General features: G+C 72.7%; 20 protein-coding genes and 3 tRNA genes. 13 read left to right on the forward strand and 10 right to left on the reverse strand.

What is annotated here, in order from left to right; translation table 11 throughout:
- Positions 1-25: 25 nt before the first annotated feature.
- A complete protein-coding gene (gene hutH / locus ACSDR0_RS23920; RefSeq protein WP_435291098.1) occupies positions 26-1,573 on the reverse strand; it encodes a histidine ammonia-lyase in 1,548 nt (515 codons plus the stop codon).
- 152 nt (positions 1,574-1,725) lie between these two features.
- Between hutH and ACSDR0_RS23925 the strand changes: the two genes are divergently transcribed.
- The 9 genes from ACSDR0_RS23925 to ACSDR0_RS23965 all read left to right on the forward strand — a co-directional run bounded on the left by ACSDR0_RS23925 (position 1,726) and on the right by ACSDR0_RS23965 (position 5,094).
- Positions 1,726-1,797: transfer RNA gene (locus tag ACSDR0_RS23925), tRNA-Gly, on the forward strand.
- Positions 1,798-1,822: 25 nt separating this feature from the next.
- Positions 1,823-1,893 (forward strand) — tRNA-Cys (locus ACSDR0_RS23930).
- Between the two features lie 14 nt (positions 1,894-1,907).
- Positions 1,908-1,982: transfer RNA gene (locus tag ACSDR0_RS23935), tRNA-Val, on the forward strand.
- A gap of 285 nt (positions 1,983-2,267) precedes the next feature.
- Complete coding sequence (locus tag ACSDR0_RS23940; protein ID WP_435291099.1) at positions 2,268-2,495, forward strand: hypothetical protein; 228 nt, start codon at positions 2,268-2,270, stop codon at positions 2,493-2,495.
- Positions 2,470-2,988, forward strand: coding sequence for a DUF6879 family protein (locus ACSDR0_RS23945; RefSeq protein ID WP_435291100.1), 519 nt, complete (start codon positions 2,470-2,472; stop codon positions 2,986-2,988). The genes ACSDR0_RS23940 and ACSDR0_RS23945 overlap by 26 nt, the downstream gene beginning before the upstream one ends.
- 13 nt (positions 2,989-3,001) lie before the next feature.
- A complete protein-coding gene (locus ACSDR0_RS23950; protein ID WP_435291101.1) occupies positions 3,002-3,838 on the forward strand; it encodes a helix-turn-helix domain-containing protein in 837 nt (278 codons plus the stop codon).
- A gap of 214 nt (positions 3,839-4,052) precedes the next feature.
- Entirely contained in the window at positions 4,053-4,289 is a 237-nt protein-coding gene (locus ACSDR0_RS23955) for a hypothetical protein (protein WP_435291102.1), read from the forward strand.
- The gene (locus ACSDR0_RS23960) at positions 4,286-4,471 is read left to right on the forward strand and encodes a hypothetical protein (RefSeq protein ID WP_435291103.1); all 186 of its coding nucleotides are present in this window, start codon (positions 4,286-4,288) and stop codon (positions 4,469-4,471) included. Before ACSDR0_RS23955 ends, ACSDR0_RS23960 begins: the two co-directional genes overlap by 4 nt.
- A complete protein-coding gene (locus ACSDR0_RS23965; protein WP_435291104.1) occupies positions 4,468-5,094 on the forward strand; it encodes a hypothetical protein in 627 nt (208 codons plus the stop codon). Before ACSDR0_RS23960 ends, ACSDR0_RS23965 begins: the two co-directional genes overlap by 4 nt.
- A gap of 78 nt (positions 5,095-5,172) precedes the next feature.
- Here ACSDR0_RS23965 and ACSDR0_RS23970 read toward each other — a convergent pair whose 3' ends face one another.
- Entirely contained in the window at positions 5,173-5,370 is a 198-nt protein-coding gene (locus tag ACSDR0_RS23970) for a hypothetical protein (RefSeq protein ID WP_435291105.1), read from the reverse strand.
- Between the two features lie 188 nt (positions 5,371-5,558).
- A complete protein-coding gene (locus tag ACSDR0_RS23975; protein WP_435291106.1) occupies positions 5,559-5,957 on the reverse strand; it encodes a hypothetical protein in 399 nt (132 codons plus the stop codon).
- Positions 5,958-6,190: 233 nt separating this feature from the next.
- On the opposite strand from ACSDR0_RS23975, the gene ACSDR0_RS23980 reads away from it, so the two are divergent.
- Entirely contained in the window at positions 6,191-7,549 is a 1,359-nt protein-coding gene (locus tag ACSDR0_RS23980) for a WD40 repeat domain-containing protein (protein ID WP_435291107.1), read from the forward strand.
- A 286-nt stretch (positions 7,550-7,835) separates the two neighbouring features.
- A complete protein-coding gene (locus tag ACSDR0_RS23985) occupies positions 7,836-8,753 on the forward strand; it encodes an NAD(P)H-binding protein (RefSeq protein ID WP_435291108.1) in 918 nt (305 codons plus the stop codon).
- Positions 8,754-8,952: 199 nt separating this feature from the next.
- Here ACSDR0_RS23985 and ACSDR0_RS23990 read toward each other — a convergent pair whose 3' ends face one another.
- A complete protein-coding gene (locus ACSDR0_RS23990; protein WP_435291109.1) occupies positions 8,953-9,624 on the reverse strand; it encodes a response regulator in 672 nt (223 codons plus the stop codon).
- 31 nt (positions 9,625-9,655) lie between these two features.
- Positions 9,656-10,807 (reverse strand): sensor histidine kinase, encoded by a 1,152-nt coding sequence (locus tag ACSDR0_RS23995; protein ID WP_435291110.1) that lies wholly within the window; start codon positions 10,805-10,807, stop codon positions 9,656-9,658.
- A 452-nt stretch (positions 10,808-11,259) separates the two neighbouring features.
- On the opposite strand from ACSDR0_RS23995, the gene ACSDR0_RS24000 reads away from it, so the two are divergent.
- Positions 11,260-11,421, forward strand: a complete 162-nt coding sequence (locus ACSDR0_RS24000) for a hypothetical protein (protein WP_435291111.1) — start codon at positions 11,260-11,262, stop codon at positions 11,419-11,421.
- A 37-nt stretch (positions 11,422-11,458) separates the two neighbouring features.
- Here ACSDR0_RS24000 and rfbC read toward each other — a convergent pair whose 3' ends face one another.
- Entirely contained in the window at positions 11,459-12,058 is a 600-nt protein-coding gene (gene rfbC / locus ACSDR0_RS24005) for a dTDP-4-dehydrorhamnose 3,5-epimerase (RefSeq protein WP_435291112.1), read from the reverse strand.
- A 250-nt stretch (positions 12,059-12,308) separates the two neighbouring features.
- Positions 12,309-12,890, reverse strand: coding sequence for a TetR/AcrR family transcriptional regulator (locus ACSDR0_RS24010; RefSeq protein ID WP_435291113.1), 582 nt, complete (start codon positions 12,888-12,890; stop codon positions 12,309-12,311).
- 55 nt (positions 12,891-12,945) lie between these two features.
- Between ACSDR0_RS24010 and ACSDR0_RS24015 the strand changes: the two genes are divergently transcribed.
- Positions 12,946-14,088 carry an FAD-dependent monooxygenase gene (locus ACSDR0_RS24015; RefSeq protein ID WP_435291114.1) on the forward strand — a complete coding sequence of 381 codons (1,143 nt, stop codon included), beginning with the start codon at positions 12,946-12,948 and terminating at the stop codon, positions 14,086-14,088.
- Positions 14,089-14,230: 142 nt separating this feature from the next.
- On the opposite strand, the gene ACSDR0_RS24020 is transcribed toward ACSDR0_RS24015, so the two are convergent.
- The 3 genes from ACSDR0_RS24020 to ACSDR0_RS24030 form a co-directional block, all read right to left on the reverse strand.
- Positions 14,231-14,794 (reverse strand): YciI family protein, encoded by a 564-nt coding sequence (locus ACSDR0_RS24020; RefSeq protein WP_435291115.1) that lies wholly within the window; start codon positions 14,792-14,794, stop codon positions 14,231-14,233.
- Positions 14,795-15,128: 334 nt separating this feature from the next.
- Entirely contained in the window at positions 15,129-20,921 is a 5,793-nt protein-coding gene (locus ACSDR0_RS24025; RefSeq protein ID WP_435291116.1) for a type I polyketide synthase, read from the reverse strand.
- 165 nt (positions 20,922-21,086) lie between these two features.
- The coding region (locus ACSDR0_RS24030) for an SDR family NAD(P)-dependent oxidoreductase (protein ID WP_435291117.1) at positions 21,087-24,982 on the reverse strand (3,896 nt) is incomplete at its 5' end.

Below are 24,982 nucleotides of genomic sequence, written 5' to 3' on the forward strand. Positions count from 1 at the left end.
CCGGTCCCACCGGCGCGCCGGGGCTCTACGACAGGGGGCCGGTGATCGTCTCGGCGGCGGCGACGACCGCGTTGGCCTCGACGAGCTGGACCACCGCCTCGATCTCCGGCGCGAGGAAGCGGTCGGGGCCGGGACCGGGGACGGACTGGCGCAGGACGTCCACCACGGCCCCGGTCGCCGGGGCGGGGCGCAGCGGGGCGCGCAGGTCCAGGGCCCGCGCGGCGGTGAGGACCTCCACCGCGAGCACCCGGGTGAGGCCGTCCACCGAGCGGCGCAGCTTGCGCGCGGCCGACCAGCCCATGGAGACGTGGTCCTCCTGCATGGCGGAGCTCGGGATGGAGTCGACGCTCGCGGGCACGGCCAGGCGCTTGAGCTCGGAGACCACCGCCGCCTGGGTGTACTGGGCGATCATGTGGCCGGAGTCGACGCCGGGGTCGTCCGCGAGGAAGGCGGGCAGGCCGTGGCTGCGGGCCACGTCCAGCATGCGGTCGGTGCGGCGCTCGGAGATGCTCGCCATGTCGGCGACCGCGATGGCCAGGAAGTCGAGCACGTAGCCGACGGGGGCTCCGTGGAAGTTTCCGTTGGACTCCACCCGGCCGTCGGCCAGGACCACCGGGTTGTCGATCGCGGAGGCGAGCTCCCGCCCGGCGACCAGGGCTGCGTGCGCCAGGGTGTCGCGGGCGGCCCCGGCGACCTGCGGGGCGCACCTGAGGGAGTACGCGTCCTGGACGCGCGTGCAGGTGCCGTCCCGGTGGGACTCCATGATCTGCGAGCCGCCGAGCAGGGCCCTGAGGTTGGCGGCGCTGGCCGCCTGCCCGGGATGCGGGCGCAGGGCCTGCAGGTCGGCGGCGAAGACGCGGTCGGTGCCGAGGAGCGCCTCCACGCTCATGGCGGCGCTCACGTCGGCGGTCCTGAACAGGCGGGCGAGATCGTCCATGGCCAGGATGAGCATGCCGAGCATGCCGTCGGTGCCGTTGATGAGCGCGAGCCCCTCCTTGGCCACCAGCTCCACGGGCTCGATGCCCGCCTGCTTGAGTGCCTCCGCGGCGTCGGCCCGCTCCCCCGCGGCGTCGCGGACGACGCCCTCGCCCATGATCGTGAGGGCCACGTGGGAGAGCGGCGCGAGGTCGCCGGAGCAGCCGAGGCTTCCGTACTCGTGCACGACGGGGGTGATCCGCGCGTTGAGCAGGCTCTCCAGCACCTTGGCCGTCTTCGGGCGCACGCCGGTGTGGCCGGTGGCCAGGGTGTGCAGGCGCAGCAACATCATCGCCCGGGTCACCTCGATCTCGACCTCGGGGCCCGACCCGGCGGCGTGCGACCGTACGAGGGACCGCTGCAGCTGGGCGCGGAGCGAGGGGTCGATGTGCCGGGTGGCCAGGGCGCCGAACCCGGTCGAGACGCCGTAGGCGGGGGTGGGGCTCTCGGCCAGCTCGTCCACGCGGGTGCGGGCCGCCGCCATGGCGGCCACGGCGTCGTCGTCGAGGCGCACGGGGGCGCCGTGCCTGGCGACCCTGACGACCTCTTCGAAGCTCAGCGGCTCCGGCCCGATGTTCACGACCTCGTTGTCGCGCATGCTGTCAACTCTCTCGCGTAGGTTGAGCTGTGGTAACTGGTGAACCCATTGCTGGCTCCTTACATCTCAAGATACCGGTCGTATTCGGTTTGGGGAGTCGCCGGGTATTCGCTAGAGTTCTCACAGTGAGTCCGGGCCGGTTCCGGACGCACGCGGAAGTGGCTCAGTGGTAGAGCATCACCTTGCCAAGGTGAGGGTCGCGGGTTCGAATCCCGTCTTCCGCTCGAAGGGTCTTCGGGCTCTCACTCCGGTGGAGTGGCCGAGAGGCGAGGCAACGGCCTGCAAAGCCGTCTACACGGGTTCAAATCCCGTCTCCACCTCTGGTTTTCAGCGAGGACGATTAGCTCAGCGGGAGAGCGCTTCCCTGACACGGAAGAGGTCACAGGTTCAATCCCTGTATCGTCCACCACCGCCCATAGCATCTATGGGCTGACCAGGTCAAACGGTCGCCAAAGTCCCAGCTCAGGGGCCTTGGCGGCCTTCTGCTTTCTCTGGTTGGTTGCCGTTGATCGGCGTTGTTTCCCGTCTCGGTGCTGACGTTGTGCTGACCCACGATCGGCATCAACAGACTCCTGCCCTGCTGAACGCAGGATCTTTGCTTGTACCCGAAAGCGCTTGACGCACCTCCCGCATCGGGCGACGATCACACGGTAAGCGAGCAAAGTCCGGCAAAGTCCCAGCGGAAGGTCAGAGCATGAAGATAACGTTCCTCGGCAAGACCACGACCGGCGACCAGTCGCCCACCCTGTACGACACGGACGAAGACAAGTACCTGATCCAGGGATGGATAGTCTCTGACCGGGAAGTTCTGGATCAGCTCGACATCCCCTCTCACGAGACGGTGATCCTCGTTCCCAAGGCCCTGATGTCGCACCTGCCGAAGGCCCAGGAGTCCGATGGAGACCCAACGTCTAGCGCGTGAGCAGTTCCGAGAGCTGTTTCCTGGACATGGCCGCGCCTTCCATCTGGAACTCAGGGACGCCTACGGCGTGGCCGACGAAGACGGCCCGTTCCGCAAGTGGCTCCAGAGGCAACCCGATGACTTCGAGTGGCACACATCGTGGCTGAACTTCGCCCGAGACGTGATCGGGCGGGGAACGACCATTCAGCGCGCTCGGGTCGTGACCGAGCCTCTTACCGATTACATCCGCTGGGAGATGTCCATAGATCCCCAGAACCTCGAAGCCGGGGAAGACATCCGTTACCTGCCTCGGCAGGCTGCGGAAGACATCCAGTTTCCCAACGAGGACTACTGGCTGTTCGACGATGACGCCCTCGTCCTGAGCTTGTTCATGCATGACGGGACATCGGCGGGGTTCGCCCTCGTCAGTGATCCTGTTCTGCTCAAGCAGTGCCGCGTAGTGCGTGACCAGGTCTGGTCCCGCGCGGTTCCCTACGCGCGGTACGCCGCCTAGATCCGCCGCCCCAGTGTCCACGCCCGCCCGTCAGGCCCAAGAGGCTCTAGGAATCCGCCTCCGAGACATCCGTAAGGATGCTGGCTTGACGGGTTTGGCGTTGGCGGCAATGGCCGGATGGCACTCTTCCAAGGTCTCTCGCATCGAGTACGGCAAACGTGGCCCCTCTGAAGAAGACCTTCAGGTGTGGTGCCGTTGCTGCGGCGCAGAGGATCAGTTGCCTGACTTGCTCGCCACGGTGCGGAACATCGAGAGCATGTACGTCGAGTGGCGACGTCAGTTGGGAGCAGGTACCCGGAAGCGCCAACGTGAACGGGTCACCATGGAGGCGGAAACCCGCCTGTTTCGTATGTTCGAGACCTTCTACGTTCCCGGCTTGCTTCAGACACCGGAGTACGCGGCCTCCGTGATGACCAGCGTGGTGGACTTCCTTCGGGTGCCGAATGACATCGAGCAAGGTGTACGAGCACGGATGGAGCGCCGCCACATCCTGTATCGCAGCGATCATCTGTTCCATGCGGTGATCTGCGAGGTGGCCCTGACGGCCGGTGTGGTCTCGCCTGACGTGATGCGGGGCCAACTGGACCAGTTGCTTACCGATGCGGCTCTGCCGAATCTTCGATTGGGGATCATTCCCACCACGGCCCCCCATCACTGCCTGCCCTTGACGGGGTTCTGGATTCTGGACAGGCGGGTCGTACAGATCGAGACGCTCGCTGCCAGCTTGGCCCTCAGCCAGCCTCAAGAGATCACTTTGTATGAGCGCGCCTTTGAGGGATTCGCAGCCTCAGCGATCTACGGCAAGCCTGCGCAGGAGCTGATCAAAGCGGCGAAAGCCAGCCTCACGTAGAGCTGGCAAAGTGCGGCAAAGTCCTTGGATGCCAGAAATACCGCCCCCTACCGTCTGAGACATGGCGACCAGACGGAGAGCAACAGAGCCCCATTTGGAGGGGCACGCGAGCGACGAAACAGCGAAATCCGATGGGTAAGAACCTCCCGAGACGTTGCGCCGTCTCGCCCAGCTGGTGAACGCGCAAGGGGTCCGTACATCGATCATTCACCGTGTGGGGCTCCGCCTCTACGGTGACCGCCCTGACCCGTTCCCGCGAAGCGACCGTTTCGAACTGGTCGCGCACAGCCGTGATGGCTGGGAGGTCGCGACGGTGACCTTGGGCGAACGCGTTGGCCGCTTCATGGTCTCGCTCCCCACGATCGAGGTCGGGTGCCAGTCGGTGAGCCCAGACGCACCTGACGCGATGGTGGACCTGATCCTCGCGGCGCTCCCGAAGGAGACGGTGTGAAGCGGGAGATACCGGAGTTCGACGTGACGGAGAACCCGGACGGCACCCTTGAGTCACGCCGCACAGGCAGCCCCGCCAGCGCCCCGGCCGACGTGACCGCAGCGACGTTCCGAGATCTTCAGTTGGGATGCCTGGCCGCGCGGGTGGCGTGGTCGCTCGTACCGGGCGGGAGGATGCGGTGACCAGCGCCGCGCGGACACAGCTTCGCGTTCCCTACGTCATCGCCCATGCCGACGAGGCCGCGCCCCAACACCTTCGGTTCACCCGGCGCCCCCTCGGCGGGCTACGACTCGCCTACGAAGACCCGCGCCGGGGCGACATGGCCCATGGAGCATTGCGCGTCCGGGTTCTGAACAACCGGCGAGGGGCACCCCAGTGGCGGATGCTCAACACGCTGCGGCAATGGCGTTGCATGGAGAAGCTGCTGTGCCAGGTCTGTGGCGAGCCGGCCACCGACCCCGAGTCGGGCCGCATCCCCTGGATCATGACCGATACCGCGTTCCGCGAGCTTCCCCACGAACCTACCGGCGGCCTCACCAGCGCTCCCCCCACCTGCCGGGCATGCATCCCCGAGGCACTGGCGACCTGTCCCCAGTTGCACATCTCCTCGGCCGTCTGCACCGTCGCCCGCGCCATACCCGCCGCCGTCCTGGCCGACATGTTCACCCCCGGCCCCGGCGGGAGAGCGATCCCCACGGGTGAGCACAACGTTGAGATCAGCCTGAGCGAAGACACGCTACTTACTCACGCGCTGGCCACACAGTTGATCGTTCAGGTTCACGACCTTCGACCAGCGCACACCTAGCGATCACCGCTAGGTGAAACTCCCCGGTAGCGCCATCCTTCTCAGGATGGTTCTCCAATCAGCTGAGTCTGCCAAGAGCTATTGTTCAGCCCCTCCTACGGCGATCTTGAGGGCTTTGATGACCTTCTCGGCCAAAGCGAGGATGAAGGTTCGTCCGTCAGCCGTGCAGGCCAATACAGGACACACGATCGCTACGGAAAGAATGATCATCAGCAGGGGGATCATGCCGAGGGCGACAATCACAACGCGATGCAAACGAGCGAGCAAGAGCAACACTGACGTACCTCACGCGAATAGAGGAAAAGCATCTAAAACAGCCGTGAAGGACGTGAGCCCCGGCTATGGCTAGTCACCGGCGTCCCTATCGCGTGAGCTGGGCAGGAGCCTATCCCATGAAGTGGGATGAAACGTAGTAAATGCCAGAAGCCCCCGGCGTACGCCGGGGGCTTCTGGCACTGGCGGAATTAGGCTGCCACGCCTTCGGAGGTCGGGGCCTGGAAGAGGACCAGAGGCACCGCAGAGACTGGAGCCACAGGAGGGGTGACCTTGGCCACGCTGGTGGTGTTCGAGGTTGCCTGGCTCAGCAGGGCACGCAGGGCGTCAACGCCCACCGGCATAGCCGGGGCAGGCTCTACGGTCGCAGGGACCTCAACGGGCTTCGGCGTGGCGGCCGTGCCGTCGAGCATGGCGCGCAACGCTTCGACCCCACGGGGCAGGTCCGGGTTCACCATGACTGGTGTGGCCTTGGCAGGGGCCGGGGAGGCCGTGACGGTCTCGGCGTCGAACGCCTCCCACTCGTCTTCGGACAAGATCAGCGGGCACACCGTGACCGGGGAAGAAACCTCGTCCTCAGTGGTCTCCAAGTCCGTTTCTTCATTCGCCGCGACCGTGAGGGGAGCCAGCAGGGCAGGGATTTCTTCGGCGACGTTCGTTTCTTCGCATCCCTCGTCGTCGATGTCCTCAACGATGTCGCCTTCGGCGATGTCCTCATCTTCGAAGGTCTCGGCGGGCTCACCGGTGTAGATGTAGCGGACGCTGGGACGGCCGCATCGTCGCCAGCGGAGGCGGCGGCTACAGGAATGTCGGCGACCACGGCGTGCGGATCTGGGATGCCAGGACCGGCCGACAACTCGGCTCCTCCCGCGCGGGCCACACGGATACGATCACCTCGCTGGCCTTCAGCCCGGACGGACGGATCCTGGCCAGCGGCAGCGCCGACAGGACCGCCCGGCTGCGGGACGCGCGTACCCACCGGCGAATAGGCCGGCCCCTGGTGGGCCGCCGTGATTCGGTGAAATCGTTGGCCTACAGCCCGGACGGCACGATCCTGGCCACGGGAAGCGGCGGATGGGGCGCACGGGACACCACGATCAGGCTCTGGGACCTCAAGACCCACCGTCAACTCGGCGCGCCCCTCGACAGCCACACCAGCTCGGTCGAGGCGCTGGCGTTCAGCCCGGACGGCCGAACCCTGACCACGGCCGTCGGCGACTCAAGGGGCGGCGCCGGGTCGGTACTGCTGTGGGACGTCGTGACGCGGCGACGTCTGAACGGCCCCCTTACCGGGCACACCGACTGGGTCCTCAGCGTCGCGTACACCTCCGACGGGAGGATTCTCGCCAGCGGTGGCGGCGACAACACCATCCGATTCTGGGACGCCGCGAGCCACCGGCGGCTCGACCCCCCGCTGGTCGGCCACACCAACTGGGTCAACACCGTGGCCTTCAGCCCCGACGCCAGGATTCTGGCCAGCGGAAGCGGCGCCGGAGGCAGCGACGGGGAGCACACGATCAGGCTGTGGGACGTCGAAACCCGACGGCAGCTGGGGGCGCCCATCACCAGTCACACCGACTGGGTCAACAGCGTGGCGTTCAGCCCCGACGGCACGACCCTGGCCAGCGGCAGCAGCGACGGCACGGTTCGCCTGTGGGACGTGCGTACCCGCGCACAGCTCGGGCCGCCGCTCACCGGGCACACCAATGGGGTCTACCAGGTGGTGTTCAGCCCTGATGGCAGGATGCTGGCCAGCGGCAGCGCCGACACGACGATCCGGCTCTGGGACGTGCGGACGCGACGTTCGCTGGGCCAGCCCATCACCGGGCACACCAACCCCGTCGTGGCGGTGGACTTCAGCCCTGACGGGAACACGCTGGTCAGCGGGAGCGGTTCCGACACGGGCCGCCGCGACCTGACCGTGCGGCTGTGGGACGTGCGCACGCGCCAGCCGGTGGGCCTGCCCCTCATCGGGCATACGGACTGGGTCAACGCCGTCGCGTTCAGTCCCGACGGAAGCATGGTGGTCAGCGGCGGCAGCGACGACAGCGTGCGGCTGTGGGACGTCGGCCTGCCCGGCGATCTCGCCGGGTCGGCCTGCGCCATCGCCGGACGCACTCTGACGCGGGAGGAGTGGGACGACTATGTGCCGCCTGGGCCGCAATTCCGCCGAGTCTGCTGAAAGCTCGACCATTCCGGGTCCTCGGCCACCGGAGCCGACGGACCGCCGTCGGCAGCGCATGGCACCGCGGTAACCCTTGATGTTGTGAGTCATGTGGCCCCCTCCCCCGCCCGAGGGAAGCCGCGGGAGCCGGGCAGGCTCCTCGCCGGCGTGCCGGGCGACCCGGCGGCCGGACGATCCCGTGGCCCGGAGTAACGTCTCAGGTACGGTACGTCAGGACGCCGGGCACACCGTGATCCACTGCCGGGGCGCCTGGCGCGCCGTTCCGGAGTGAGGGGGCACGGCGATGGCCGACGACGATCCGATTCTCGTCACCGGTGCCGGCGGGGCCGTCGGGGGTGTCGGCCGTACCGTGGTCGGGCTGCTGCGCGGGCGGGGCCTGCCCGTACGGGCGATGGCGCACCGCGACGACGAGCGCACGGACGCGCTGCGCGCCCTCGGGGCCCAGGTGGTGGTCGGCGATCTCACCCGGCCCGCCGACGTGGCGGACGCCCTCGAGGGTTGTTCCCGGATGTTCTTCAGCATGAGCGTGTCACCGTCGTACCTGGAGGCCGCCGCGACCGTCGCGACGGTCGCCCGCGCGGTGGGCGCCCTGGAGGCCCTGGTCGGCATCTCGCAGATGACCGTGTCCCAGATGAACGCGCTGAGCACCGAGGAGTCCCACCAGCAGCGGCTGCACTGGCTGTCGGAGCAGGTGCTCGACTGGTCCGGGCTTCCGGTCGTGCACGTCCGGCCCACCGCCTTCCTGGAGAACCCGATGTTCACGACGCTGGCCGCGCGCTCCATCGCCGGCAGCGGGACCATCCGGCTGCCCTTCGGCACCGGCCGCACGTCACCGGTCGCGGCCGGCGATGTCGCGGCCGTGGTCGCCACGATCCTGGAGGATCCGCGACCGCACATCGGGAACGTGTACGAGCTGACCGGACCCCGGTCCCAGGAGATGACCGGTGTCGCCGAGGAGTACTCCCGGGCGCTGGGAAGGAAGGTCACCTACGTGGACGTCCCGCTCGACACCTGGGTCGACGAGGTTCTCGCCCCCGCGGGGCTCCCCGCGCACACCGAGGAGCACATCATCACCATGGCGCGCCTGCACCGCCTGAACCGCTACGACCGGGCGACCGGGGACGTCGAGGCGGTCACGGGAAGGCCCGCGACGACGGTGGAGGAGTTCGTCGCGGGACGGGCCGCCGACTTCACCCGGTGAGCACCCGCGCCACCCGGGTGCGTCCGGCGAGCGGGCGCGACGCCCTCACCCGGCCGCGAACGGGGTTCCCTGTCACGAGCCGTCCTCGGTGAACCGCCTTTCCTGCCGCGAAACCGGCGCGAGCGGGTCACCCCGAGGTCACGGTGTGCCCGTGGAGCGGACGCTGCCCGGCTACCCACCGGCCCGGGATCACCCCCGGTCACGGGGTGCCCGCGGAGCGGGGCACGATCAGGCCCGACTCGTAGGCGAGGACGACGAGCTGGGCGCGGTCGCGGGCCCCGGTTTTGATCATGGCGCGGCTGACGTGGGTCTTGGCGGTGAACGGGCTGATCACCATGTCCGCGGCGATCTCGTCGTTGCTGAGCCCCCGGCCGACCAGCGCCACGACCTCCCGCTCGCGCCTGGTGAGGACCTCCAGCGCGCCTTCCGCGCCCGCGCCGGCCGGCCGGGACACGTACTGGGCGATCAGCTTGCGGGTGATGCCGGGCGACAGCAGGGCGTCCCCCCGCGCGGCCACGCGCACGCCGTGGAGCAGGTCCTCGGGTTCGGTGTCCTTGACGAGGAATCCGGCCGCCCCCGCGCGCAGGGCGTCGAAGACGTACGCGTCGAGCCCGTAGTTGGTCAGGATCACGACGCGCACGCCGGCCAGGGCCGGGTCGGCGGCGATCCGCCGGGTCGCCTCGATGCCGTCGAGCACGGGCATCTGGATGTCGAGGAGCACGACGTCGGGGACGTGGCGGGCGGCCAGCTCGACGCCCCGCAGCCCGTCGGCCGCCTCGGCGACCACCTCGATGTCGTCCTCGGCGTCGAGCAGGGCGCGAAACCCCGCGCGGATGAGCGCCTGGTCGTCGACGAGCAGCAGGCGGATCACGGGGCACCCTCCGGTAGGAGCCCGGCGCGCGTCACGCGGGACCGTCCACGGGAAGTTCGGCGCGGACGCTGAAACCGCCCTCGGTACGGGGACCGGCGCGCAGCCGCCCGCCGAGCGCGGTGACCCTCTCGCGCATGCCGCTCAACCCGACCCCGGGCACCGGGGCGGCACCGGGCGCCGCGCTCCCGTCGTCGTCGATCTGCACGGTCAGCGCCTCCGGGCCGTAGGTGATGCGCACCGACGCCACCGCGGGACCGGCGTGCCTGGCCGCGTTGGTGAGCGCCTCCTGGACGATCCGGTACGCGGTGCGGTCGACGTCCGCGGAGAGCGCCCGCCGCTCCCCGTCCACGATCACGGTCGCGGGCAGGCCCGTCGCCCGCGACCGCTCGACCAGTTCGGCGAGGCGGTCGAGCCCGCTGCCGGGCGGCTCGTCGTCGCGCAGCACCTCCAGGGTGGCGCGCAGCTCTCTCATGGCCTCCCCGCTGGCCTCCTGGATGGCGAGCAGCGGAACGGGCACCTCCTCACCCCGCTTGCGGGCGAGGTGGACCGCGACCCCGGCCTGCACCTTGATCACGGAAATGCTGTGGGTGAGCGAGTCGTGCAGCTCCCTGGCGATCCGCAGCCGTTCCTCGTCCGCGCGGCGGCGGGCCGTCTCCTCGCGGGTGCGCTCCGCCTCGGCGGCACGTTCCTCCGCCCGTCTCAGGTCGTCCCCGCGGTGGCGGGAGACCACGCCCATGACGCCCGCGGCGACGAACCAGCCGATCAGCAGTCCGGTGGACTGCTGCGAGAATCCCCCGGACCCGGCCTCGGCCCCCGCTTCGGATGACAGGCCGACCACCAGGTTGCCGCCCAGGAACACGGCGCCCGCGGCCACCGCGGCGGCGCGGTGGCCGGTCAGGACCGTGGTGTAGACGGCCACCAGCACCGGGAAGGCCGTCGGAGGCCCGACGGCCGCCCGCACGGAGTAGGCCATCATGCACACCGCAGTGACCAGCGCTATCACGGCCGGGAAGCGGCGCCGGGCGGCGAGCGGCAGGGTGCCGGCGAGCAGCAGCGCGTACTCGGCCGGCCCGTGCGGAGCGCCCTGCGCGGGTCCGGCGAGCGTGCCCGCCACCAGCAGCAGGGCGATCCCCCCGGCGAGCGCCGCGTCCGGCACCTGACCGCGACCTGCCCACCCGCGCACCCGGTCACCCCATCCGCGTACGCGACCGACCCGTCCGGGTGCGTGACCGGCCCATCCGCGTACCTGGTCACCCCATCCGCGTACGCGACCGACCCGTCCGGGTGCGCGATCGGTCCGTCCGCGTACCCGGTCGCGTGCGTGATCGTGCCATCCGTACGCGTACCCCCGCTTTCCGCGCACGTGACCGCGCCGTTCGCGCATGCGACTCATGCCCGAACAGTAGACCGGGCGCCGCGCTCTCCGCCTCCTCCCCGGAGAGGGGACCGGGACTACTCCCGGCGCGGTAGCTTCCCGTCCGCTACGTCCCCGGTGCCGGGTACGAGAGCATCCGCCGGTGCGACGCCCGGGAGCGGGCCGGTCGGCGACCATCGGGCGGCGGGTGGCTGGACGGGCCGCTGGCGGGCCTGCCCGGCGCCGACCGGCCGGGGGCGAGGCTCGCCCTGCTCGCCGCGATGGCGCCGTACCGCGTCACCGACGCCGACGTGGCGGCCTGGCGGGCCGGCCACCCGGACGACGCCGACCTGGTGGGGCTGGGCGCGTACGGCGCGATCACCGCTGTCGAGGGCATCGAGGCGTCGATCCGCCGGGATCTGCCCGCACCGTCCGGAGCGTGATCGCGGCCGGCATCACGACCGGCGGCGGGGCGCCGCCTCAGGCGCGGAGCTCGGCGTAGAAACGGCGGCACTCCTCGTACTCCGGAAGCAGCCCCCGCCGCCCGGCCTCCGCGAGGGAGGGCGCCGCCGCGTCCTTGGCCGACAGCAGCGGCGTCACCCCGTCCGGCCAGCCGATCCCCAGCTCGGCGTCGAAGGGGTCGATCCCGTGCTCGCGTCCCGGCGCGTAACCCTCGGAGCACAGGTACGCCACCATCGCCTCGTCGCTCAACGCCATGAACCCGTGTCCCAGCCCCTCCGACACGTACACCGAGCGGTGGTCGACGTCGTCCAGCACCACCGACTCCCACCGCCCGAACGTCGGCGACCCCACCCGCACGTCGACCACCACGTCGAAGACCGATCCGCGCACGCACTTCAGATACTTCGCCTGCCCCGGCGGGACGTCCGCGAAGTGCATCCCCCGCACCGTCCCGCGACGCGACACCGACAGGTTCGCCTGCGACAGCGCCAGCCCCTGCCCCGTCGCCTCGCTGAACGCCCCACCGCGGAACCACTCGTGGAAACTCCCGCGCTCGTCCACGAACACCTCCGGCTCGAACACCCAGGCACCGTCGATACCGAGCGGACGCATGCCCATGGGCCTCCCTCTCGCTCCCTGGTGGCGGCTCTCTCCGGGACCGCTCCAAGGACGGGACCGTTCCAGAGGCCGATGAGCCGATTGTCACGGATGGGTGCGGATCGGACGGACGATCCGGGCAAGCTGGCCACTTCTGGTCATCAAAGACTCCCGGAGGGCGACGTCGCCCTCCGGGCCCGGTCGGAGTCACCCTGACGCTGCCGTCAATGGAACCCGCCGGCGCCGACGTGTGCTCGGGGAAGGTGCCGCGCTAGTCGTCCGGCACGGCCGAGCCGTGCACCATGGTGTCGGCGATGGCCTTGACGGCGGGCCGGGTGACACTGCCGGGAGGCGCGCTGACCAGGGCGAACAGGGCGCTGCCGTAGAGCGCGATGAGCGCCGGGACCTTCTCGCGCGCGATCTTCAGCCCCAGCTGGTCGTGATGCCCGGCGGTGAAACGCACCGCGACCTCCTGCAGCCCCGCCAGCGCCGCGGCCAGCGCCGGGCGGCGTACCGCCTCCAGCTGTAGCTCGAAGATCGCGAGGTAGCGGTGGCGCAGCGTGGTCGCCGCCACGAGCAACGACTCGGTCAGCATCTCCACCAGGTCGGCGCCGCCCGCGGGCCGCTGCTCGGCCGCCCGGTCCATGTCGGCCAGGTGGAGCTCGACCACCCGCTCGGCGGCGGCCACCAGCAGCGCCTCGCGGCTGCGGAAGTAGTTGGACGCCGTGCCGGTCGGCAGCCCCGCCTCCTTCTCCACCGCACGATGGGTCACCCCGTGCACCCCCGAGGCCGCCAGCAGGTCGATGGCGGCGTCCGTCAGGGCCTGGCGGCGGGCTGGATTGGTAGGCGGCACCCGGCCATGCTACCAATAACCGTAGTAGTACGAACGTAGTGAATGGAGGCGTGTCATGCGTGTAGTCGTGGTCGGTGCCGGGCTGGGCGGGGTGGCGGCCGCGGTGGGCCTGCACCGCCAGGGGCATCGGGTGACCATCTACGAGCGGGGCGCCGAGCTCCGCGAGACGGGCACCGGTGTGGTGGTCATGCCCAACGGGCTCCGGGCGCTGGAGGAGCTCGGCTACGACACGAGGGGGCGATTCATCCCTGCTCACAGCGCCGGGCTGCGCGACTGGCGCGGGCGGCCGCTGCTGATCACCGACGCCGTACGGGCGCAGCGCGAGGTCGGGTCGACGACCGTGGCCGACCGGGCGGAGCTGCACCGCACCCTGCGCGCCCCGCTACCCGCCGAGGCGGTGCGGACCGCGACACCGGTGGAGCGGCTGGAGCCCGGCGTGGACGGGGTGGCGGTGTTCCGCGGCGGCGAGCGCGTCGACGAGGCGGACGCGGTGATCGTGGCCGACGGGATCGGCAGCAGGCTGCGCGGGCAGCTGTTCCCCGGTCACGGCGGTCTGCGCAGGATCGGCCGCATGGACCTGCGCGGCACCCTGCCCCGGCCCGCGGGGCTGGACGTGGAGGAGTTGCTGGCCGGCATCCTGATCGACCGGCGCACCGGGGCGATGTTCGGGCTGTTCCCCCTCGGCGCGGACAGGCTGTACTGGTTCACCGACTCCGCGCTGCCGGAACCCGTCCCGGGGCCGGAGGAGGCGCGGGCTCAGATGCTGGCGCTGATGGCCGACTGGCACCCGGCCGTCCCCGCGCTGCTGGCGGCCACCTCGGCCGACGACGTCTACGTCGACCCGATCGCCTGCCTGGCCAAGCCGCTGCCGACGTTCGTGACCGGCAGGATCGCGCTGCTCGGCGACGCCGCGCACGCCATGACGCCCGACCTCGGGCAGGGCGCCAGCCAGGCCTTCGAGGACGCCGCCGCGCTCGCTCACCACCTGTCGGGGGCCGGGCCCGCCGAGGTGGCCGAGCGGCTGCTGCGCTACGACGCGCAGCGCCGCCCGCGCGCCAACCGGCTGATGCGGGCCGCGGAGCGGCAGTCACGGCTGACCTCGCAGACCGGGGCCGCCGCCTGGACGCGTGACATCCTGCTGCGCGTGATCCCGGCCCGCCTGGCCACCCGTCGGCTCGCCGCCATTTGGCACAATTAGCGCGGCCCGGGGTGCGACGAACCGGGTCGACCCGCCCTGGGCCTCGTCCTTTCCGGCCGATGAGGCCTCCGGCGATCCCGGCGCGGCTCACTCGCCCCGCCCGCGCTCGAAGACGTCGTGGCGCCGTCGCGACGGCGTGCCGTCACCGGCCGGGCGAGCGCTGAGCGGGCCTGCCGCCGAAGCGCCAGGGGTGAACGCGCGTACGGCCGCTCCCGCCGGTCGGCAGCAGGGTCGCGGCGGCTTCACGGTCGGGCGCCTCGACGACGGCCGCCCGGCCGAGCCGCGCCTCGCCGTCGAGGGCGAGCAGCTCGCCGTACACGATCATGTGCTTCGACGGGACCGGCTCGGGGACGGACTCGCCCATGGCGAGGAGCAGGAACCGGCCGTATCCGGCGACGGCGTCGGTGAAGTCCCACATGGTGCGGCCCAGGACGTTGTGGAAGCGGCACAGCAGCACCGACTCGAAGACGCCGCCGAGGTAGTAGGGCTCTGCGTAGGCGAACGTGCGGGCGGCGTCCGCGTCGGGAAGGTCGACGATGTGCAGGCTGCCCGTCGAGACGGCCTCCTCACCGTCGCCGGTCAACGTGGGGCCGCGGGCGACCAGCCGCTGCCCGTACGCGTCCAGGAAGGACCAGTGCTCCTCGGTCAGGCTCACCTTGAGCTCGAAGGCGCCGGGGCGGTCGCGGCCGTACACGAAATACTCCACGGCCGCTCAGCCTAGGGGATCGTGGCGGCGGTGGCCGGTACGGCTCCGGACACACCGCCCGGGACGTGCGCGGCCGTACAGGGGGCACGCCGGGTCCGGCCGGGCCGGTGATCGTGGCGATCACACTGGCGGCCGAACCCCGACCCCGGCCGCACACCCGCCCGAAGCGGCCGAACCCCGGCCTTGGCCGCACACCCGCCCGAACGCGTGACCACCATCGTTTCCCCGCGCGGTCTTCGGGTCTTGTGGGGTGCTCGGTCCCGGCCCGCTCGTGAAGAGCGCCGCCGCCGGCGCCGGACTGGGGATGAGTCCGGCACCGGCGGTGGCGCGGCTCTCAGTGGTCGCCGGGCGGTGACTCCGGGGACTTCAGCGTCTCCAGCCAGCCCTCGATGGCGCGGGCCATCGAGGGAGACCTGTCCTCCAGCATGGTGTAGTGGTCGCCCTCGACCTCCCGCAGGACGTGCTCGGTGTGCCAGGAGGCGCGCCAGTCCTCGGTGACCGGCACCTCGCCGTCGAAGCCGGGCAGCGGGGTGTCCGGGTGCAGGAACAGGATGGGCGCCCGCACCTCCCCCACCGTGCTCTCGCGGAACAGCCGGTAGTAGCGGCCCATCGCCGCCAGCCGCGCGCTGGTGAACGGGCCGAACGCGGCCTCCCTGTCGAACATGCCCCGCACCAGTTGCATGCCGATGTCGTCGATGACCTTGTCGTCGGGCATGAAGGTGTCCAGCAGGATCAGTCCCACCGGGTTGACGCCGATGCTCTCCAGATAGCCGACGGCGGAGTGCGCGAAGATCCCTCCCGCGCAGTAGCCGAGGACCGCGAACGGCTCGTCCCCCGCCGCCCGGCGCACCGACTCCGCCCACACGCGCACCGCGGCGTCGACCGTGCCCGGAAGACTCTCCTCCTTGGCGAAACCGGGCACCGTGAGCGCGAAGAGGTCCCGTACGCCGCGGAAGTTCGCCGCGAGCCGGGCGAACTGGGTCGCCCCGCCCAGCGCCATGGGGGTGCTGAAGCAGAACAGCGCGGGCCCGCCGGGACCGGAGGCCAGCTTGACCGGCGGCGGGATCTCGTCGAGCTCCTCGACCGAGGAGAAGGAGGGACGCAGGTCGGCCATGGCCCGCAGGAGACCCATGGCCTCGTGCATCTTCCCCGCCCGAGCGGCTTCGTGGAACAGCGCGCTGGGGGTCTCCGAGGGGTCGGCCCCGCCCGGTGAGCCGTCTCCACCGCCCAGGCGGGTCGCCAGCTCGCCCAGGAGGTGTTTCGCCAGGTCGGAGGGGTTGGGGTAGTCGAAGACCACCGTCGCGGGCATCCGCAGCCCGGTCGCCTTGACGAGGCCGTTGCGCAGCTCCATGGAGGTCAGCGAGTCGAAGCCCGCCTCCAGGAAGTTCTGGTGCGCGTCGACCGCCTCGGGGCCGGGGTGGCCGAGCGCCCTGGCGGCGTGCACCCGCACCGCCTCGCGCAGCACGTCCAGCCGCTCCTCCTCGGGCAGCCCGGAGAGCCTGGCCACCAGCGGCGCCCCGCCCGTCTCCTCCTCGTCGTCACCGTCGCCGCCGCCGTCGAGGATCGCGGTGACCTCGGGGAGGGCGCGCAGCAGCGGGCGGGACCTGGAGAGGGTGTACGCGGGGGCGAACCGGCTCCAGTCGATGTCGGCCACCACCAGGTGGGACTCGTCGTGGTCAAGGGCCTGGCCGAGCGCGGCCGTGGCGGCTGAGGGCTCCATGGCGCGCACGCCGAGGCGGCGCAGCCGGGAGCCGACCTCGTCGTCCACCATGCCGCCGCCGCCCCAGGCACCCCAGGCGACGCAGGTGGCGGCCAGTCCCCGCGCGCGGCGCCGGGCGGCCAGCGCGTCCAGGAACGCGTTCGCCGCGGCGTACGCCGCCTGTCCCCCCTGGCCCCACACGGCGGCTCCCGAGGAGAACAGCGCGAACAGGTCCAGCGGGCGGTCGCCCAGCAGCTCGTCCAGGTGTCGCGCGCCCGCGACCTTGGCCAGCCCGACCTCGGCGAACTCCTCGACCGTGGTGCCGCCCAGCGGCGCGCCGTCCTGGACGACGCCGGCCGCGTGGACCACCGCGCGGAGCGGGTACTCGGCGGGCAGCGAGTCCAGCAGGCGGCGGAGGTCCTCGCGGTCGGCGACGTCGCACGCGGCGATCGTGACCGTGACGCCCAGTGCCGCGAGCTCGGCCTCCAGCTCGGCGGCGCCCGCGGCGGCGCGACCTCGGCGGCTGGTCAGGAGCAGGTGCTCGACGCCCCGGCCCGCCAGCCAGCGGGCCACGTGCGCGCCGACCCCGCCGGTGCCGCCGGTGACGAGCGCGGTGCCGCTCAGCCGCCGGACACCGCCGGAACCAGCGTCGCGCGCCCGCCCCGCCGCGCCGGGAGCCTCACCGGAGCCCGGGGACTCCAGGGATTCCCCGGAGGCGGGGAATCCCGCGGAGCCCGACGACTCCGTGGACTCCGGGGACTCCGGGGAGTTCCGGGAAGCCGGGGGTCGTCCAGTGGAAGTCTCGCCGAGTGGTGCCCGTACCATCCTGCGGGCGAGGATCCCGTTCTCCCTGACCGCCAGCTGCTCCTCTCCGCCCGGCCCGGCCAGCACGCCGCAGAGGCGGTCGACGGCCCGCTCGTCCGGGGCGGGGGGCAGGTCGACGAGGCCGCCCCAGGTGTCCGGATGGTCCAGGGCGAGGACGGTGCCGATCCCCCAGACCTGCGCCTGGAACGGGGCGGCGTCCCCGGGCCTCCCGGTCTCCGCCCCGGAGGTCCCCGCGGCACCGGAAGGGCCGGTGGTCCCGGAGGCGCCGGTGTCCACCGCGCCGGAGGTCACGGCCCACAGCGGGGCGGTGACGCCGGCGTCGCCCAGGGCCTGGACGAGCGTGACGGTCGCCGCCGTGCCGCGCGAGAGCCCCGGGTGCGCCGGGTGGGGGCGCTCGTCCAGCGCCAGCAGGGAGAGCACGCCGGTCACGGGCTCGTCGGCGAGCCGGTCGCGCAGCGCGGAGGTGAGCGCGGCGCGGTCCTGTCCGGCCACCTCGACGGGCACCACCCGGGCGCCGTGCCGGGCGAGCCCGGCGACGACCGCGTCCGCCGGGGCCGGGCCGCCGTCCGCGGGCAGGGCGACCAGCCACGAGCCGGTCAGCGTGCCGCCCGCCGGGTCGCCGACCGGCCGCCAGGCCACCCGGTAGCGCCAGGAGTCGATCGTGGCCCGCTCCCGCGTACGCCGCCGCCAGGAGGACAGCGCGGGCAGCACCTCGCTCAGGACGTCGGGAGCGAGGCGCAGGTCATCGGCGAGGCTCAGCGCGTTCCCGTGCTCGACCGCCTCCCAGAAGGCGGTGTCCACCGGGTCGGCGGCCGGGGCCTGCGCGACCGGCGCGGACTCCAGCCAGTAGCGCCGCCGCTGGAAGGCGTAGGTCGGCAGGTCCACCGGGCGGGCCCCGGGGTACAGGCCCGACCAGTCGACGGTGGCGCCCCGGACGTGCAGCTCGGCCGCGGAGGCCAGGAGCCGGGGCAGCCCGCCGTCGTCGCGGCGCAGGGTGCCGGTGACGACGGCGTCGTGGCCGAGCGCGTCGAAGGTCTCCTGCAGGCTCATGGTGAGCACCGGGTGCGGGCTGGTCTCGACGAACACGCCGTACCCCTGCGCGGCGAGCGCGCGGACGGCGGCGTCGAAGCCGACGGTGCGGCGCAGGTTGGTGTACCAGTACTCGGCGTCGAGGCCGGTGGTGTCGATCCAGTCTCCGGTCACCGTGGAGAGCATCGGCACCTCGCCCGGACGGGGCTCGATCGGCCCGAGGTCGCGCAGCAGGCGCTCGCGCAGCTCCTCGACCTGCGCGGAGTGGGAGGCGTAGTCGACGGGGACCTTCCTGGCCCGCACGCCCTCCCCGGTCAGCTCGTCGATCAGCTCGTCGAGGGCGTCCGGGACGCCGGAGACCACGACCGAGCGTGCCCCGTTGACCGCCGCGACGGAGATGCGGTCCCGCCAGGACTCCAGCCGCGCGGTCAGCTCCTCGACGGGCAGCCCGACGGAGACCATTCCTCCGCGCCCGGCGAGCACGTCGCCGATGGCCCGGCTGCGCAGGGCGGCGACGCGGGCGCCGTCGTCGAGGGAGAGCGCGCCGGCGACCGTGGCGGCGGCGATCTCGCCCTGGGAGTGGCCGATCACGGCGTCGGGGCGGATCCCGTACCCGCTCCAGAGCCTGGCCAGCGACACCATGACCGCCCACAGCACCGGCTGGACCACGTCCACCCGGTCCAGCGGGGGCGTGCCGGGCTCCCCGCGCAGCACGCCGGACAGCGACCAGTCCACGAACGGCGCCAGCGCCCGCTCGCAGTCGGCGACGTGCGCGGCGAAGGCGGGGGACGCGGTGAGCAGTTCGGTGGCCATCCCGGCCCACTGCGAGCCCTGGCCGGGGAAGACGAACACCGTCTTGCCCGGCGTCCCCGCCACGCCGGTGACCGCGCCGGCGGCCTCGTCGCCCGAGACCAGCCCGCGCACCCCGGCCAGCAACTCCTCGCGGTCGCGTCCCACGACCACGGCCCGGTGCGGGAAAGCGGTGCGCGCGGCGGCCAGGGCGAGGCCGACGTCGGCGACCGGCCGCCCGGGGTGTTCCTCGGCGTGGGCGAGGAGCCGGTCGAGCTGGGCGCGGAGGGCGGGCGCGCTCTTGGCCGAGACGGCCCACGCCGCCGCGACCTGCGGCAGCGCGAGCGCCGGCGCGGCCTCCCCCGCCTCGGCGGGCTCCCCGGACGGCTCGCCGGGGACGGGGGCCTGCTCGACGATCACGTGGGCGTTGGTGCCGCTGACGCCGAAGGAGGAGACGCCCGCCCGGCGGGGCCGGTCGGCGTCGTCCGGCCACTCGACGGGTTCGGTCAGCAGCCGGACGTTCCCGGCCGACCAGTCCACGTGGGAGGAGGGCTCGGACACGTGCAGGGTGCTGGGCAGGACGCCGGCGCGCAACGCCATCAGCATCTTGATCACACCCGCGACCCCGGCGGCGGCCTGGGTGTGGCCGATGTTCGACTTGATCGAGCCCAGCCAGAGCGGCCGGTCCTCCGGGCGGTCCCTGCCGTACGCGGCCAGCAGGGCCTGCGCCTCGATCGGGTCGCCGAGGGTGGTTCCGGTGCCGTGCGCCTCGACGGCGTCCACGTCGAACGCGGCGAGACCGGCGTTGGCCAGCGCGCGGCGGATGACCCGCTGCTGGGACACCCCGTTCGGGGCGGACAGGCCGTTGCTGGCGCCGTCCTGGTTGACCGCGGAGCCGCGGATGACGCCGAGGATCGGGTGACCGTTGCGGCGCGCGTCGGACAGCCGCTCCAGCAGCAGCATGCCCGCGCCCTCACCCCAGCCGGTGCCGTCGGCGTCGTCGGAGAACGCCTTGCAGCGGCCGTCTCGCGCGAGGCCCCGCTGACGGCTGAACTCCACGAAGGTCTCGGGCGTGGCCATGACGGTCACCCCGCCGGCCAGGGCGAGCGTGCTCTCCCCGCGCCGCAGCGAGTCGCACGCCCAGTGCAGCGCCACCAGTGACGACGAGCACGCGGTGTCGACGGTGACCGCCGGGCCCTTGAGGCCGAACACGTAGGCGACCCGCCCGGAGATCACGGCGGTGGAGTTGCCGGTCAGCAGGTGGCCCTCCACGCCCTCAGGCAGCGCGTCCAGGCCGGTGCCGTACCCGCTGGAGAAGGCACCCACGAAGACGCCGGTCTGGCTGCCCTTCAGCGACGCCAGGTCGACGCCGGCCCGCTCGAAGGCCTCCCACGACACCTCCAGCAGCAGCCGCTGCTGCGGGTCGGCGGCGAGCGCCTCGCGCGGCGAGATGCCGAAGGAGCCCGCGTCGAAGTCTCCGGCGTCGTAGAGGAAACCCCCCTCACGGGTGTAGCTGGTCCCCGGCCGGGTGAGCTCCGGGTCGTACAGGGCCTCCAGGTCCCAACCCCGGTCGCCGGGGAACTCCGAGACGCCGTCGCGGCCCTCCGCGACGAGCCGCCACAGGTCCTCGGGGCTGCGCACGCCCCCGGGGAACCGGCATCCCGCCGCGATGACCGCGATCGGCTCGCGGTCCTTGGCCTCCACCTCGCGCAGCCGCTGCTGGGCCTGCTGGAGGTCCGCGGTCACCCGCCGGAGATAGCCGAGGAGCTTCTGCTCGTCCGCCACGTCACGTCACCTTCCCTACACGTCGAGCCGGGCGCCCACCCGTGGGGCGTTCGGCGCGGAGAGACCGTTCATCGGAAAGACCGTTCACCACGGCAGGAACACCACGGATGGACCGCTCATCGAAAAGACCGTTCACCACGGCAGGAACACTCGGAAACATCGGGCTCAGAGCCCCTTGTCGATCAGTGCGAACAGCTCGTCGGCGCTCGCCGACTCCACGCCGTCGCCGGTGGCCGCGCCGTTCGCGTCCGGCTCCGGCCGGTCGCCGCGCCACTGGGCCAGCAGGCCCCCCAGACGCGTGGCGATCGTGAACCGCGTCTCCTCGTCGGGCGTGATCTCGGTGAGCACCCGGCCCAGCCGGTCGAGTTCCTGCAGGACCTGCGTCTCGGTCGGCGCCTCGTCCGGAGCCATCTCCGCGCGCAGGTAGTCGGCGAGGGCGGCCGGGTTCGCGTAGTCGAACACCAGCGTGGCGGGCAGCCGCCTGCCGGTCGCGGCGTTCAGCCGGTTGCGCAGCTCGACCGAGGTGAGCGAGTCGAAGCCCATCTCGTCGAAGGCCCGGTCGGCCTCCACCTGGTCGGCGGAGGCGTGGCCGAGCACGGCGGCGACCTCCGCCCGTACCAGGTCGAGCAGCATCCGGTGGCGGTCGGCGGCGGGGAGCGCGGCCAGCCTGGTAAGCAGGTCCGCTCCGGCCTGCCCGCCCGTGGCGGCCGTCGCGGTACGGCGGGCGGGCGCGCGCACCACGCCCCGCAGCAGTGGTGGCAGCCGGTCGCCCCTGGCCGCCAGCGCCCTGGCGTCGAGGCGGATCGGCACCAGCGCGGACTCCGGCCTGCCCGTGGCCGCGTCGAGCAGCGCCAGACCCTCCTCCGGTGCCAGCGGCACGATGCCGTCGCGGGCCATCCGGCCGACGTCGGCGTCGGTGAGGGTGCCGAGCATGCCGCCCACCTGAGACCAGGGGCCCCAGGCCAGCGACAGCGCGGGCAGCCCCTGCGCGCGCCGCAGCCCGGCCAGCGCGTCCAGGAACGCGTTGGCCGCGGCGTAGTTGCCCTGCCCGGTGCTGCCGAGCGTGCCGGCCACCGAGGAGAACAGCACGAAGGACGACAGGTCGAGGTCGCGGGTCAGCTCGTGCAGGTTCAGCGCGGCGTCCGCCTTGGGGCGCAGCACCCTGTCCACCCGGTCGGGGGTGAGGGAGGCGATCGTCCCGTCGTCCAGGACGCCCGCGGCGTGCACCACCGCGGTGAGCGGGTGCTCGGCGGGCACCCCGGCCAGCAGCTTCGCCAGGGCGGTCCGGTCGGCCACGTCGCAGGCGGCGATCTCGACGTCCGCGCCCAGGGCCGTCAGCTCGGCCCGCAGCCGCTCCGCGCCCTCGGCGGCGGGGCCGCCGCGACCGGCCAGCAGGAGGTTGCGGACGCCGTGGGCGGTCACGAGGTGGCGGGCGACGAGGCTGCCGAGGCCGCCGGTGCCGCCGGTCACCAGCACGGTGCCGTCCGGGTCGAGCGGGACGGGCAGGGTCAGCGCGACCTTGCCGACGTGTTTGGCCTGCGACAGGAAGCGGAACGCCTCGGGGGCGCGACGGATGTCCCAGGCGGCCACCGGCAGCGGCCGGATCGCCCCCCGCTCGAACAGGTCGAGGAGGGCGCGCAACATCTCCCCGATCCGGTCGTACCCGGCCTCGACGAGGTCGAAGTCGCGGTAGCGGACACCGGGGTGCCCGGCGGCCACGGCCTCGGGCGCGCGGACGTCGGTCTTGCCCATCTCCACGAACCGGCCGCCGCGCGGCAGCGTCCGCAGCGAGGCGTCGACGAAGTCGCCCGCCAGCGAGTTGAGCACCACGTCGACCCCTTCCCCGCCGGTCGAGGCGAGGAAGGAGGCCTCGAAGTCCAGGGTGCGCGAAGAGGAGATGTGCGCCTCGTCCAGGCCCAGGGAGCGCAGGACGTCCCACTTGCCGGTTCCCGCGGTGCCGTAGACCTCGGCGCCGAAGTGACGGGCGAGTTGCACGGCGGCCATGCCCACCCCGCCCGCGGCGGCGTGGATCAGCACCTTCTCGCCCGCCTTCAGTCCCGCCAGGTCCACCAGCGCGTAGTACGCGGTGAGGAAGGCGACCGGCGTCGACGCGGCCTGGGCGAAGGTCCAGCCGCCAGGCACGGCGACCAGCTGGCGGTGGTCGGTGACGGCCAGCGGCCCGAACGCGCCGCCGTCGAACATGCCCATCACCCGGTCGCCCTCGGCGAACGCGGTGACGCCGGGGCCGACCTCCACGACGCGGCCCGCTCCCTCGAGGCCCATCGCGCCCGCCTCGCCCGGATACATGCCGAGCGCGTTGAGCACGTCCCTGAAGTTCACCCCGGCGGCGCGGAGCGCGACCCGGACCTGTCCCGGCGCCAGCGGGGCGACGGCCTCGGGCGCGTCCAGGAAGGTCAGGTTCTCCAGGGTGCCCTTGTCCCTGCTGTCCATCCGCCAGGAAGCGGCGCCCTCGGGCGGTGACAGTGTCGCACCGGTCGCGCGGACGAGCCTGGCGGCCAGTACGGCTCCTCCCTCCCGCAGCGCGACCTGCGGCTCGCCGGTGGCGAGCGCGGCGGGGAGCCGCCCGGCCGACGCGGCGTGACCGTCCAGGTCGGCCAGGACGAACCGGTCGGGGTTCTCCGCCTGGGCCGAGCGGACCAGGCCCCACACGGCGGCTCCGGCGACGTCGCGAGCGGTCTCGCCGGACCCGGCGGAGACCGCCCCCCTGGTCACGAAGACCAGCCGGGAGCCGTCGAGGCGGTCGTCGGCCAGCCACGCCCGTGCCAGGTCCAGCGCCCGCCGAACGGCCGAGCGGACGGTTTCGGCCACGGCCTCCGCGTCGGTCTCGGTGCTCTCGTGACCGTGGGACGCGGTGGTCTCGGGGGTCACGAGGACGACGCCGGGGACGGTCGCGCCGGAGTCGAGGGCCGCGACCAGCTCGTCGATCCCGGCGTAGGACGCGGGGGAGGTCCCGGCCGCGCGCAGCGCCGCACCGGTGCCGGAGGCGTCGCCGCCGAGCAGCGCCCACTCCCCGGCCGGTACGGTCCCGGTCTCGGCCGGGACCCACTCCACCCGGTGCAGCGAGCGCCCGGCGTCCGGGCGGGCGCCGGCGAGGTCGGCGGAGCCGATGGGGCGCAGCACGAGCGAGCCGATCGACACCACCGGACGCCCGGCCTGGTCGGCCGCCTCCAGGCGCAGCGAGTCGCCGCCGGTCGGGATCACCCGTACCCGCAGGCCGGACGCCCCGGCGGCGTGCAGTTCCACCCCCGACCACGTGAACGGCAGCGCGGCGTGCTCCGCCGAGGCGTCGCTGAGGGCGAGGGCGTGCAGCGCGGCGTCGAGCAGGGCCGGGTGGATGCCGAACTGGGAGGCGTCGGCGGCGACGGGGTCGGGCAGCGCGATCTCGGCGAACACCTCGTCGCCGCGCGCCCAGGCCGCCGTGAGGCCGCGGAAGGCCGGGCCGTAGTTGAGGCCGAGGCCGGTGAGCCGGTCGTAGAGGCCGTCCGTCTCCACCGGCTCGGCGCCGGGCGGTGGCCACTCGGCGAGGTCGAAGTCCCCGGCCGGTCCCGAGGGGGCGAGGAGGCCGGTGGCGTGCCGGGTCCACGGCTCGTCGGCCGGGGTGTCCTCGGCGCGCCCGTAGACGCTGACCGCGCGGGCTCCGGAGTCGTCCGGGGCACCGACCACGACCTGCACCTGGACGCCGCCCTGGCCGGCCAGGACCAGCGGGGCCTCCAGGGTGAGCTCCTCGACCCTGGCGCAACCCGCCTGGTCTCCGGCGCGGACGGCCAGCTCCACGAGCCCGGTGCCGGGGAACAGCACCGTCTCGCCCACCGCGTGGTCGGCGAGCCACGGGTGCGTACGGGCCGAGAGACGGGCGGTGAACAGGTGCCCGCCGGAGTCGGGCAGCTCGACGGCGGCGCCCAGGAGGGGGTGGCCGGGGGTGCCGAGGCCGACGGACTCCGGGTCGCCGGACCGGGGGACGTGCAGCCAGTAGTGGCGGTGCTGGAAGGCGTAGGTCGGCAGCTCCACCCGGCGCGGCCCCTCGACCCCGGCCGCGCTCG

Source organism: Streptosporangium sp. G11, assembly GCF_051192615.1.
In the GTDB taxonomy this organism is placed as follows: Bacteria; Actinomycetota; Actinomycetes; order Streptosporangiales; family Streptosporangiaceae; genus Streptosporangium.

What these genes read in the sequence shown, in the direction of transcription:
- hutH (WP_435291098.1), bottom strand. Translation starts at nt 1,573, where the DNA reads ATGCGCGACAACGAGGTCGTGAACATCGGGCCGGAGCCGCTGAGCTTC.
- ACSDR0_RS23940 (WP_435291099.1), top strand. Translation starts at nt 2,268, where the DNA reads ATGAAGATAACGTTCCTCGGCAAGACCACGACCGGCGACCAGTCGCCC.
- ACSDR0_RS23945 (WP_435291100.1), top strand. Translation starts at nt 2,470, where the DNA reads ATGGAGACCCAACGTCTAGCGCGTGAGCAGTTCCGAGAGCTGTTTCCT.
- ACSDR0_RS23985 (WP_435291108.1), top strand. Translation starts at nt 7,836, where the DNA reads ATGGCCGACGACGATCCGATTCTCGTCACCGGTGCCGGCGGGGCCGTC.
- ACSDR0_RS24000 (WP_435291111.1), top strand. Translation starts at nt 11,260, where the DNA reads ATGGCGCCGTACCGCGTCACCGACGCCGACGTGGCGGCCTGGCGGGCC.
- rfbC (WP_435291112.1), bottom strand. Translation starts at nt 12,058, where the DNA reads ATGGGCATGCGTCCGCTCGGTATCGACGGTGCCTGGGTGTTCGAGCCG.
- ACSDR0_RS24015 (WP_435291114.1), top strand. Translation starts at nt 12,946, where the DNA reads ATGCGTGTAGTCGTGGTCGGTGCCGGGCTGGGCGGGGTGGCGGCCGCG.